The following is an 11076-nucleotide window of genomic DNA, read 5'->3' as shown; positions in this document are numbered from 1 at the left end:
CCGCCGACGCGGTGCTGCATTTCGGCACGCACGGCGCGCTGGAATTCATGCCCGGCAAGCAGACCGGTTTGTCGGGGACGTGCTGGCCCGAGCGGCTGATCGGCCCCGAATCGGAGCCGGCCCCCCGCGGCGCAACGGGCGCGGCGCCCGCCGCCGCAGCGCTCGCCGCACCGGTCTCGGCGCCCGGTGCTCCCGCTCCGGCCGTCCCGGCCCCCGCCGGCGTCGCGCCCCCGCGGCCCTGACCGGAACGGGGCGACGCCCGCGCGCCTTGCGCGATCCGGCAAGGCCCTGCCTGTCCGGTTGATCGGCCCGGATTCCGATGCACGCCGTCGTCGCGCGGCGACGCCGGAGGGATGACGCACGTCGAGCCGAGGCGATCGACCGGATATTGTGTGAGACGCCTCAAGTCGCTGTTCCGACGCGCCTTCTTCGCGCGCGCCGGCGATCGCACCGCCTGAAATCGCCGCGAAAAAATCCCCGTCAGGTTCTCGAAAGCTCGCCTGCCTAGCGTCCCGACCCGTGGCGCCGCCGCGGTCGCCGGGGCTCGTTCCCGACGCTCGCGGGCCGCCACTCTGGTGCCGGACCGTCGCGCCCCGTGCGGGCGCTCCGGCCCGATGCGTGAACCGGCCCGTCCCGCTCGTCCAAGGGCATCGGGAACGGGCCGCAGGAGGAGGGACGATGTTCGAAGCACTCGGGAACATCGCGGGAACCGCCCTCGGCGGTCCGGTCGGCGGCCTCATCGGCGGCGCGATCGGGGGAGCCCTCGGCGGCGGAGGCGATGCCGGTCAGGCGAAGGCCTTCGAGGACGCGCTCGGCCAGTTCGCCATGCAGGTCGCGGGCGATTCCATGGACGAGATGAGCCAAGCGATGTCGGAGACCGAAGAGGACTTCGCGTAGCCGGCACGCTCACGGGGAGCCTCAAGTCGTCTCTTGCGGCTGCTCGTGCGCGGAGAGAATTTCAACCCAAGATTGAGGAGATGATCATGGCTGGTGGAATCGGTGGACTGGTGGGTGGTGCGGTCGGTGCCCTGACGGGCGGCGGCGGAGCGGGCGGCGCGGGTGGTGCCGCCGGCGGTGGCGGCGACAGCTTCGCGTCCAACCTCGCCCAGCTCAAGCAGGTGAGCGAGGAGCAGCAGCAGAAGAGCATGGAGCTGCGCATGGCTTCGGCCAAGCTCGGCACCGACCAGAACGCGGCCAAGGAGAAGCCGCAGCAGTAATCGGCCGCGGACGGTCGATCGGGGCGGGACCGCGCGGTCCCGCCCCGCGCGGCAGGAGGGGCATTCCAGGGGGAGGCGAGCTTGGACAGCGCAGTGAAGGCCGGTGATGGACAGGCCGGCTACCGACTCGAGATTCAATCGGGACTCTATGCGGGCGTGACCCAGGACGTCGGCGAGGGCCGGCTGGTGCTCGGCAGCGGCCCGGAGGCCGACATCCTGCTGATGGAGCCCGATTTCGCACCCGTCCACGCGGCGGTGGTCCTGCAGGAGCGGACGATCCGCGTCGAGGGATTGTCCTCGGGCGTCGCGGTCACCGGCATCGGGCCGGTGCCGGCGGGCGCCGCGCGCACGATCCGCCTGCCGGCGACCGTCGAGATCGGCGGCGTCGCGCTCGCCTGGGACGTTTCGCGCACGAGCGTCCCGGAGACCCGCGCCGCCCGCCCGCTCGGCACGGTGCGGCGCCTGCTCGCGCGGCCGGCGGTGCCCGGCATCGCCGCGGCGGGCGTGCTCGCCGTGACCGTGCTGCTCACGTTGTCCAACCCCATCGCGGGGGCCGCCGTCCTCATCGACGGCGCCGACAAGGCCGCGCAGGCCCACGTCCAGACCGTCGCGGCGACGATGCCCGCAGCGCCGACCGTAGCTCTTCCCGCCGCGGTCGCTCCGCCGGCCGCCGCGAAGGCGGCTGTGCCCGGTCCGGCGTCGGCGCCGCAGAAGCCCGTCGCCGTCGAGGCGGCGGCCAAGGCGCTGCAGGACGACATCGCCGGGGCCGGACTCCTCAACGTCCATGTCCGGGCGAGCGGCGGCGCCGTGACCGCCACCGGCACGATCGAACCGGCTTTCGCCGGCCGCTGGGAAGGCCTGCAGAAGGCGTTCGACGAGCGCTTCGCGGGCGACGTCACCCTCGTCAACAGCGTCGCGGTCAAGGCGGAGAAGCTGCCCGCGTCGCTGGGCATCGAAGGGGTCTGGCGCGGGGCCCAGCCGTACATCGTCGTGCGCGGCCAGCGCTACCTCGCCGGCGCCGTGGTCGACGGCGGCTGGACCATCCGCGGGATCGAGCACGACCGCGTGATGCTGGAGCGCGACGGCCGCCTCGTCGCCATGCGCTTCTGAAAGTCTCTTTGACAAGGAACCGCCGATGGCCCGCCGCACCCGCGTCACCTCGTCGATCCCCTCCGCCTCGGAGGGCGCCTACGCCCTGGAGCGCGAGCGCCTCGCCGGCCGCCATCAGGCGGGCGAGGACGCGCGGGTCGGCGGCGCGGACGGCGTCTCCGAGCGGGGCGCCCGCGGCGGCGAGCCGGGCGCGCCGGCCGAGGAGGGCGTGCCGCTCGACTCCGCCATCGACGCGATGCTCGCGGCCGGCGGCGTCGACGCCGTCACCCGCGTGCGCCTGAGCGAGGCGCGGCGCGCGATCAGCGAGGGTGCGCCCGGCGCGGCGGCGGCCGACGGGTTCGAGGGGCAGAGCCTGTCGCGCGCCCTGTTCCGGTTCGTCATGCCGCGGCTGCACCACCCGGAGGTGCTGCGGGCCGAGCGCCACCGGGCGCTGCTGGAGGATCTGGCCGACGGGCTCGCCGCCGACGGCGGCGACGGCGTGGTGCGCGAGGGCGCGCTCGTCGTGCATCGCGAGCTGCGTCGCCTCGCCCTGCTCCGGGCCGGACGCAACGCGCTGGTGGAGGGATGAGCCAGATGCTCGACGCCGATTCCGACGACGCAGCCCTTCACGCCCTGCCGATCCCGGCCCGGTCCCGCCTGCCCGCGGCGCCGCAGGACCGGCCGCCGCTGATCGCCCGCGAGCAGCGCGACCTCCTCTGCGCGCTGGCCTACGTCGCGCTCGGCGTCGGCGACGGCGTCCAGGCCGTGACGCTGCTCGACCTCGTCCTGCGCGAGGTGCCCGACGACGCGGGCGCCCTGCGCCTCATGGCCTATGCCCACGTCGCCACCGGCGACGGGCCTCGTGCGCTCGACGCCCTCGACCGGCTGGAAGAGCGCCGGATCGAGGCGGGGGAGGGGGAGACGCCCGCGCCGCTCCTGCTGCTGCGCAGCCAGGCCCTGCGCCTCGCCGACCGCCTGGAGGAGGGCCGCGCCACCTTCCGCCGCTTCGTCGCCGCCCGCCGCGGCCGGACCCTTGGCCGACCCCTCGCCCGGGAGATCGCCGCGTGATCGTCACCGCCAAACGCTTCCTGCGCCGCCTGCCGGCGAGCCCGGACATCGCCGTCGCCCTCGTCGTGATCCTGTCGATCGCGATGATGGTGCTGCCGATGCCACACCTGCTCGTCGATTCGCTGATCGGGTTCAATCTCGGCTTCTCGGTGCTGCTCCTGATGGTGGCGCTCTACGTGCGCAGCCCGCTGGAATTCTCGGCGCTGCCCGGCATCATCCTGATCTCGACGGTGTTCCGGCTGGCGCTCACCATCACCACCGCGCGGCTGATCCTGGCCGAGGGCGACGCGGGCGAGATCATCCGCACCTTCGGCGAGTTCGTGATCTCGGGGAACCTGATCGTCGGCCTCGTGGTGTTCCTCATCATCACGCTGGTGCAGTTCATCGTCATCGCCAAGGGCGCCGAGCGCGTGGCCGAGGTCGGCGCGCGCTTCACCCTCGACGCGCTGCCCGGCAAGCAGATGGCGATCGACGCGGAACTGCGGAACGGCGACATCGACCAGGCCCAGGCCAAGGCGCGGCGCGCCACGCTGGAGCGCGAGAGCCAGCTCTACGGCGCCATGGACGGCGCGATGAAGTTCGTCAAAGGCGACGCCATCGCCGGCCTCGTCGTCATCGCGGTCAACATGATCGGCGGGCTCGCCATCGGCATGCTGGTCCGCGGCATGCCGGCGGGGCAGGCGCTGCACGAATACACCCTGCTCTCGATCGGCGACGCGCTGATCTCGCAGATCCCGGCCCTGCTGCTCTCGCTGACGGCCGGCACCATCGTCACCCGCGTCACCGGCGGGCGCGACATCGCGCTGGGCCGCGACATCGCCGAGCAGCTCGTCTCCGATCCGCGCGCCCTGCGGCTCGCCGCCGCCGTGCTGCTCGGCATGGCCGCGATCCCCGGCTTCCCGGCCCCGGTCTTCCTCGTGCTGGCCGCCGCCTTCGCCGCGGCGAGCTTCCGCCCCCGGCCCGCGCCCGAGGCCGCGGAGGCCGAAGACGCCGAGACCGAGGAGGCGCGCCGCGCGTCGAAGCCCGCCCTGCCGGCCGAGGTCGTGCCGGTGATGCTCAACCTCGCCCCCGGCCTGATCGAGCGCATCGACGCGCAGGCGCTCGCCCGGATGATCGCGAAGACCCGCAGCGCCGTGTCGAGCGATCTCGGCGTGCTGATCCCCGAGGTCGGCTCGACCGTCGATCCGACGCTGGCGGAGGGCGAGTTCCGCCTCGACGTCGAGGGCGTGCCGGTCGAGAGCGGCCATGTCCGACCGGACCGGCTCGTGCTCGACGACGACGCGGCCAATCTCGAACTCGCCGGCATCCCCTTCACCCGCGAGGCCGGCGCCGACGCCGCCGTCCTGATCGAGGCGTCCCAGGCCGGAGCCCTCGACGAGGCCGGCATCGGCTACCACGACGCCGCGGGCGTGATCGGCGCGCGGGTGCGGGGTGTGCTCCTGCGCCATGCCGGCCGCTTCGTCGGCATCCAGGAGACCCGCGCCCTGCTGGCGCGGATGGAGGCGGGCTACGGCGACCTCGTCAAGGAGGTCCTGCGCTCGGTGCCGGTGCCGCGGGTGGCGGAGGTGCTGCGCCGCCTCCTCGACGAGGGCATCCCGATGCGCAACACCCGCATCCTGCTCGAGGCGCTCGCCGAGTGGGGCGAGCGCGAGCAGAACCCGATGCTGCTCACCGAATACGTCCGCTCCGGCCTCAAGCGCCAGATCTGCCACCGCCACGCCAACGGCCACAAGGTCGTCGCCGCCTACGTGCTGGAGCGCGAGGCCGAGGAGGCGGTGCGCGCCGCCGTGCGCGACACCGCGGTCGGCCCCTATCTCGTCCTCGACGAGCGCGCCTCGGAGGCTCTGCTCTCCCAGATGCGCCGCATCCAGGAGGGCTTGGGTCCCCGCAACGAGGCGGACGAGGCCGGGCGCCCGGTGCTGCTCGCCTCCATGGACATCCGCCGCTTCGTGCGCGGCTTCCTCTCCCGCAACGGCATCACCATCGCGGTGCTGTCCTACCAGGACCTCGCCGACGAGTTCACGATCCAGCCGGTCGGCTCGATCAGCCTGTCGCGCCCGCAGAGCCCGGCCAAGCCCGCCCCGAAGGCGCAAGTGAAGGCGCGCCCCGGCGCCCCCGCCGCGGCGGCGGGCTGAGCAACCCCTTCCCGGCCCGGCCCCTTAGGGCGGGTCCGACGCAACCCGGGGCGGCGCCCCGCTCGCACGAGGAGACCGACGATGGCCTCATCCGCTTCCGTCGCCCCGCGGACCGCGCCCGCGACCGCACCGACTCCGCCGCCGGAGAAGCCCGAGACGGGGTTCTCGCCGTCCGCCCCGGCCGAGCCGGCCGCGGAGGGCGGTTCCGCCCCCGCGAGCGCCAACGAGAACGCGCCGGCCACCGGGACCGCGCCCGAGGCCGCCAACCCCGCCGACACCCTCCCGCCCGAGCGTGAAAAGGCCATCGCCGACTGGGCCGACCAGAAATCCGACCACAGCGGCGGCTTTCTCGGCTTCGGCGGCACCGATTCGAGCGACAAGGTCCGCGACGCCCTGGCCGGGCGCTCGGAACTCGGGCCGATGGACGCCAACGAGCAGCGGGCCCTCGCCGACCGGATGATCGCGCGCTGGGAGGCCGGTCACGGCGACGGCGCGGGCGGGCCCGCCCGCCTCGTCGATGCGCTCGAGGACGCGCCGGACAGCCGGGCGCTGGTCGGCGAGCGCCTCGCCGCCCGCGCCTCGGCGATCACCCGCGAGACGCCGTTCGATCCGGAAAAGCCCGGCGAGAACTGGGAGACCCGCGCCCGCGCGCAGGGCTACGCCAACAACGCGGTGCGCGCCGCGGGCGAGGCCGACGACCCGGCGGCCGCGGGTCGCCTGCGGTCGATGACCGAGGCGCTCGGGCCGGACGGCGCGGCCGGCTTCGCCCGGACGCTGGCCGGACGCGACGGGATCATGGACGGCGGGATGATCGCCGCGGAGGGCGGCTCGCCGCTCGGCCGTACCCTCGCGGCGCTGAACGGGGGCGCCCCGAGCGAGACGCGCAGCAGCTTCGTCCAGAACGCCTTCGCCGAGACGCCGGCCTCCGCCTATTTCGATCCGCAGTTGCAGGGCGCCATGGGCACGGCGCTGGCGCGGGAATGGAACCCGGACGATGCCGGGGCCGCCGCCCGCGACGCGGAGCGCCTGACCGGCATCCTCGCCACCGACCAGGGCCAGCGCCTGCTCGGTGCGGGCGGCGAGGACGGCCCGTCCCTCGACACGCGGGTGAACGCGCTCGCCACCGTCCGGGCGGACGGCGCGATCACCGGCGATACGCTGACACAGACGGACGATCCCTGGACCAACCCGGCGATCCTCTCGCCCAGCGCCCAGGCCAGCGCCCGGCAATATCTCGATGCCCGGGGCGACGCCCCCGTGGCGCTCTCCGGCACCGACCTCGACAACACCGTCGGCACCGCCATGGGGATGCCGCCCGCCCTTCCGCCGGGCACCGATCCGGCCGAGGCCGAGGCGGCGGCCGCGCGCGGCGCCTTCAACTTCTACGGCAGCGGCGAGGCCGCCGAGCCGGTCAAGGCGGTCGCCGACCAGATCCGCGCGGTCGCGGGCGAGGCCCCCGCGAACGTCGCGGTCCTGCCCGTGACCTACTCGGACGGCAAGACCGGCCCGGTGCAGCTGCCGCTGTTCCGCGTCACCGACCCGTCCGGCGCCGAGCGCTACGTCGACAATACCGGGCGGCGCTACGACGACTTCGAGGACTGGCGCACCAACAACACGCTGCCGCCGGGCACGCAGGTCTATCCGGAGGGCGGCCATCTCACCGCGGGCGCGGACGGCAAGGTGATCCTCGGCCAGGGCAACACGCCGGAGACCGTCGACACCTTCGGCGAGCATGTCACGTCCGTCGTGGACAAGGCCGCGCTCGTCGGCGGCATCGTCGCGGGCGGCGTGCTGATCGTCGGCACCGGCGGTCTCGCGACGCCCGCGGTGGTGGCGGGCGCCAGCGCGGTCGCGGTCGGTGCGGGCGCCTGGGGCGCCTATCGCAGCGGCAGCGAACTCGTGGACCGCGGCCAGCACGGCCAGTCGCTCAACCCGGTCACCGATGCCGAGGCGCGCGGCCTCTGGCTCAATCTCGGGGCGAGCGTCGCCTCGGTCGGCGCCTTCGGCAGCGCCGCGCGGCTGTCGCAGCTCGGCCAGGCGGGCCGGGCCGTGGCGCCGCTGGAGGCCTCGCTGCACGGCTACACCCAGGCCGGCGCCTTCGCCCTCGACACGGCGGCGGTCGCACACCAGGGCGTCGAGACCGCCCGCAACTGGGACCGGATGAGCGGCGACCAGCGGATCGAATCGATCCTGCAGATGGGCTTCTGGGGCGTCGGCGCGGGGGTCGGCATGCGCGCCGCCGGCACGCGCAATCCCGGCGACATGTTCAATCCGGTCACCGTCCGCGACGAGATCCTGGCCAACAACCCGCCCCCGGTCGCGGCCGATCCCGCCCTGCGCGGCGACGCGGTGCAGATCGACTTCGATCACGGCAGCGGGGTCGTCACCGGCATCCGACACGGGCCGGAGGCGAGCCCGGCCGACATCGCGCTCCACCAGCGCACGGCCCAGAACATCCAGCGCAGCCTGACCCTCGAAGGCCAGGTGAGCCGCCTGTTCGCTGGCGGGGACGCCCCCCCGCCGGGCTCCGTCGGCTGGGCCGCGCGCCACGACATCGCCAAGGTGCGCGAGCGCCTCGACGCGCGGGTGGCGGAACTCGCCGACCCCGGCCTGACGCCCGCGCGCCGCGCCGAGATCGAGCACGCCAACACCGTCGACCGCGCCCATCTCGACGCGTTGTCGGGGGAGGTCTCCTCCTTCGTGCGCGACCCGTCGGCGGCGACGATCGACGCCCGCAACACCAAGCGGCTCGCCGTCGACGACGCGCTCAACAACCCCAAGCGCCTCAAGACCGCCGAGGATGTCCGGACGGCGCGGGCCAACCTGCGCAACGAGACCGTCGCGGTCGACACCGAGAACTTTTCCGCGACCTGGCATCTCGACGGCGAGGGCCAGCTCAAGGTCGCGGACGCCTACATCACCGACCTGAGCCACGGGAAGAAGCGCTCCTCGACCGAGAGCGGCCTGACCAGCGCGGTCAGCCGCGAGGGCGGCAACGGGCGCACGGACGAGGCCAAGATCACCAATGCCAAGGGCAAGGAGGTCTACGACCTCACCCGCGTCGACGACGGCGGCCACGGCATCGGCCACCGCTTCTTCGGCGACATGGGGCTCGCCAACCTCTTCCCGCAGAACGCCCGCTTCAACCAGCAGGACTTCCGCATGCTGGAGGACGACGTCGCGGGCTGGCTGGAGGCGGGCGCCGAGGTCCGCTACCGCGTGGCGGTCGGCGACAACCCGTCCTTCAACGCGAGCGCCCGGACCGAGAACGGATGGGGCGCCGACCACCGCCCCGACAAGGTCTTCGTCGAGTATCAGGTGTTCAAGCCCGGCGATCCGCCGACGCCGATCCTGAAGAAGCGCTACAAGTTCGACAACGACACCAACGCCCAGTACCGCCCGCTCCAGCAGGAATACGCGGCGGCCAACCCCGCCGAGCTGCAGCGGTTGATGCGCGAGCGGATCCTGGGTCAGTAGACGCGCCCGTACGGGCAGGGACGAAGAGGAGTGCGACACGGCATGGGCGACATCCATCCCCCGACCGACCTCGTCCACGAGGTGGGCCGCCTGATCGTTCAGGACGAGCAGATCGGCGCCCATGACTGGCAGTCGCTGTCGCTCGTCGTCGTCCTCGACGGCGCGCCGTCGATGAGCGGCTACGTCTACGACGCGGCCGGCAAGGCGACGCCGGAACTGCCCGACGACAACGGCATCTTCGACGCCTTCGAGCGCCTGCGCGACGCGATGCAGCAGGACAACCCGACCAAGCGTCCCTGGCGGGCGGCCCTGTTCCAGATCCGCCGGCCGGAGATGAAGGCCACCTTCCAGTTCGAGTACGAGGACCCGCACCGCTGGGACGTGACGCCGCGCAACTTCGAGACCAAGCCCGAGGAGTTGCGGCCGAAGCCGTGACGCGGCGCGCGGGTGACGATCATGCCGACCGGGGGCGGCTCGGCGATCCAACGCGCCCGCGGCATCGTCCGGCCACGCCTTGTCCCGGTCGGTATGCTCCGGATTCACTTAACCGGCTAAAGTTGCTGGACAGTCGCGCGCGCCGATCTAAGACAAGACGCATGACCCCCGTGAGCCGCTGCCTCCACACGGTCGATCATCTCTCCGCCGTGCCCGACAGCACCGTCGCGGACCGGGTCGATGCCGTCCTGGACGAGCTGGAACGGGCCTACCGCAAGCCGAGCGAGCGCATCGTGGCGCTGGAAGCGGTCCTGCAGGAAGTCAGCCGCAACCGCAGGACCGGCGGCACACCGTTCGGTCGCTTCGTCTGCCGCAGCGTCGAACGCCGTCAGGAGCGGCTGGCACGCCCCGCCTGACCGCGTCCGTCGACTCTCAGCGGGCGGCCGGACGCTCCGGCGCGGCCTTGCCGTCCTGCTTCTTCCGGCGCAGCTTTCCGGTTTTCACCGGCTCGTCCTCCTCGGTGGCACGCTCCGTCAGGGCGAAGCTGTGCAGATCGCCGAGATGCTCGGGGTTGCTGCCGTGGCTCTCCGTCAGCGCGTAGAAGGCTGCGCGGACGACCTCCTTCTTGGTCACCTCCGGATGCCGCTCACGCACGGCGGCGAGGACCGCCTTGGGTTTCATGCCGCTGGTGGCCACGCCACGCAGGGTCTCCGCAATCTCTGCTATCGAGGCCATATCGCACCTGTTGCCCCTCATGCCGGCCGCGCGGCTCGGGGTTCTTCGACGCCCGACAGTCTAGCATGACAATCAAATAACAGTCTCCCGGCGTGAATTCAGGCTGGAGCGGCGGACGGCGCTCACTTGGCCTGGCACCGATAGGCGCCGGGGTTCACCCCCGTCCATTTCCGGAAAGCGCGAACGAACGAGCTGGCTTCGGAGAAGCCGGCAGCCTCGGCCACCGCCGCCAGGCTCAGGCTCGTCGTGCGCAGGAGATGCACCGCGATCTCCTTCCGGACGGTGTCCTTGATCTCCTGAAACGATTGCCCTTCCGCCTCGATACGGCGGCGCAACGTCGACGCCGACAGCTCGAAACGCCGCGCGACGTCGTCGAAGTCCGGCCAGTCATCGGGGTCGAGGGATCGCAGGAGAGACTTGATCTTCGCGACGGTGCCGGCGTCGTTGCGGTATTTGACGAGGATATTGGCCGGGGCTCGCTGAAGGAAGGCGTCGCGGTCGGCCTTGGTCGCTCGGACCGGTCGGTCGAGGATGTGGCTCGCGACGATGAGGCGGTTCTCGGCCTGGGAAAACCGAATCTCGTCGGAGAAGAGGACCCGGTAATCCGCGCAGAAATCGGGCGCCGCCGGCACGACGTCGATGGCGAGCACCGGTATCCTCTGCTTCACGAGGAAGCACATCAGGCCGTGAAGGATGAGCCAATAGGCGAAGTAGGTGAAGGGTCGGCGGAAATCGGGCGATTGCGACAAAGTCAGGTAGGCGACCCCATCCTCCTCGATCAGCCGGCCGTTCATGCCGTCGAGCATGAGCGAGAAAAAGTTGAGTGCGAGGTGGACCGCCTCCCGCAGGGTCTCGCAGTTGAGGGCGGCCCGGCTGACGAAGGCGAAGCTGCCCGTCCGATGCGGACGGGCAGCTTCGCC

11 protein-coding genes and 1 pseudogene are annotated in these 11076 nt (G+C 72.7%); 10 read left to right on the top strand and 2 right to left on the bottom strand.

The features are described from left to right. The 10 genes and pseudogenes from MFF42_RS26495 to MFF42_RS17420 all read left to right on the top strand — a co-directional run. A pseudogene (locus MFF42_RS26495) lies at positions 1 to 104 on the top strand (cobaltochelatase subunit CobN); the annotation flags it as partial. A 574-nt stretch (positions 105 to 678) separates the two neighbouring features. Then, the gene (locus MFF42_RS17460; protein WP_238256882.1) at positions 679 to 897 is read left to right on the top strand and encodes a hypothetical protein; all 219 of its coding nucleotides are present in this window, start codon (positions 679 to 681) and stop codon (positions 895 to 897) included. 86 nt (positions 898 to 983) lie between these two features. Beyond that, on the top strand, positions 984 to 1217 hold the full coding sequence (locus tag MFF42_RS17455) for a hypothetical protein (RefSeq protein WP_238256881.1): 234 nt from the start codon (positions 984 to 986) through the stop codon (positions 1215 to 1217). Positions 1218 to 1298: 81 nt separating this feature from the next. Then, the gene (locus MFF42_RS17450; protein ID WP_238256880.1) at positions 1299 to 2327 is read left to right on the top strand and encodes a SctD/MshK family protein; all 1029 of its coding nucleotides are present in this window, start codon (positions 1299 to 1301) and stop codon (positions 2325 to 2327) included. A 25-nt stretch (positions 2328 to 2352) separates the two neighbouring features. Then, on the top strand, positions 2353 to 2895 hold the full coding sequence (locus tag MFF42_RS17445; protein WP_238256879.1) for a hypothetical protein: 543 nt from the start codon (positions 2353 to 2355) through the stop codon (positions 2893 to 2895). A gap of 5 nt (positions 2896 to 2900) precedes the next feature. Continuing rightward, on the top strand, positions 2901 to 3374 hold the full coding sequence (locus MFF42_RS17440) for a tetratricopeptide repeat protein (RefSeq protein ID WP_238256878.1): 474 nt from the start codon (positions 2901 to 2903) through the stop codon (positions 3372 to 3374). Continuing rightward, on the top strand, positions 3371 to 5509 hold the full coding sequence (sctV, locus tag MFF42_RS17435; RefSeq protein ID WP_238256877.1) for a type III secretion system export apparatus subunit SctV: 2139 nt from the start codon (positions 3371 to 3373) through the stop codon (positions 5507 to 5509). Before MFF42_RS17440 ends, sctV begins: the two co-directional genes overlap by 4 nt. Positions 5510 to 5590: 81 nt before the next feature. After that, positions 5591 to 8986 carry a DUF4781 domain-containing protein gene (locus MFF42_RS17430; protein WP_238256876.1) on the top strand — a complete coding sequence of 1132 codons (3396 nt, stop codon included), beginning with the start codon at positions 5591 to 5593 and terminating at the stop codon, positions 8984 to 8986. 42 nt (positions 8987 to 9028) lie between these two features. Next, positions 9029 to 9421, top strand: coding sequence for a hypothetical protein (locus MFF42_RS17425; protein WP_238256875.1), 393 nt, complete (start codon positions 9029 to 9031; stop codon positions 9419 to 9421). A 161-nt stretch (positions 9422 to 9582) separates the two neighbouring features. After that, positions 9583 to 9837 carry a hypothetical protein gene (locus MFF42_RS17420; protein ID WP_238256874.1) on the top strand — a complete coding sequence of 85 codons (255 nt, stop codon included), beginning with the start codon at positions 9583 to 9585 and terminating at the stop codon, positions 9835 to 9837. 16 nt (positions 9838 to 9853) lie between these two features. Here the strand turns inward: MFF42_RS17420 and MFF42_RS17415 are convergent, their stop codons facing one another. Together MFF42_RS17415 and MFF42_RS17410 are read right to left on the bottom strand one after the other, a co-directional pair. Continuing rightward, entirely contained in the window at positions 9854 to 10117 is a 264-nt protein-coding gene (locus MFF42_RS17415) for a hypothetical protein (protein ID WP_373875192.1), read from the bottom strand. Between the two features lie 161 nt (positions 10118 to 10278). Further along, positions 10279 to 11076 (bottom strand): helix-turn-helix domain-containing protein (locus MFF42_RS17410; protein WP_238256873.1); only part of this gene is annotated, 798 nt, incomplete at its 5' end.

Source organism: Methylorubrum podarium, assembly GCF_022179745.1.
GTDB lineage: Bacteria > Pseudomonadota > Alphaproteobacteria > Rhizobiales > Beijerinckiaceae > Methylobacterium > Methylobacterium podarium.
The sequence above is the reverse complement of the archived record's forward strand: the minus strand, read 5'-3'. Positions and strand labels throughout refer to the sequence as shown.

What these genes read in the sequence shown, in the direction of transcription:
- MFF42_RS17455 (WP_238256881.1), top strand. Translation starts at nt 984, where the DNA reads ATGGCTGGTGGAATCGGTGGACTGGTGGGTGGTGCGGTCGGTGCCCTG.
- MFF42_RS17460 (WP_238256882.1), top strand. Translation starts at nt 679, where the DNA reads ATGTTCGAAGCACTCGGGAACATCGCGGGAACCGCCCTCGGCGGTCCG.
- MFF42_RS17420 (WP_238256874.1), top strand. Translation starts at nt 9,583, where the DNA reads ATGACCCCCGTGAGCCGCTGCCTCCACACGGTCGATCATCTCTCCGCC.
- MFF42_RS17445 (WP_238256879.1), top strand. Translation starts at nt 2,353, where the DNA reads ATGGCCCGCCGCACCCGCGTCACCTCGTCGATCCCCTCCGCCTCGGAG.
- MFF42_RS17430 (WP_238256876.1), top strand. Translation starts at nt 5,591, where the DNA reads ATGGCCTCATCCGCTTCCGTCGCCCCGCGGACCGCGCCCGCGACCGCA.
- MFF42_RS17440 (WP_238256878.1), top strand. Translation starts at nt 2,901, where the DNA reads ATGCTCGACGCCGATTCCGACGACGCAGCCCTTCACGCCCTGCCGATC.
- MFF42_RS17425 (WP_238256875.1), top strand. Translation starts at nt 9,029, where the DNA reads ATGGGCGACATCCATCCCCCGACCGACCTCGTCCACGAGGTGGGCCGC.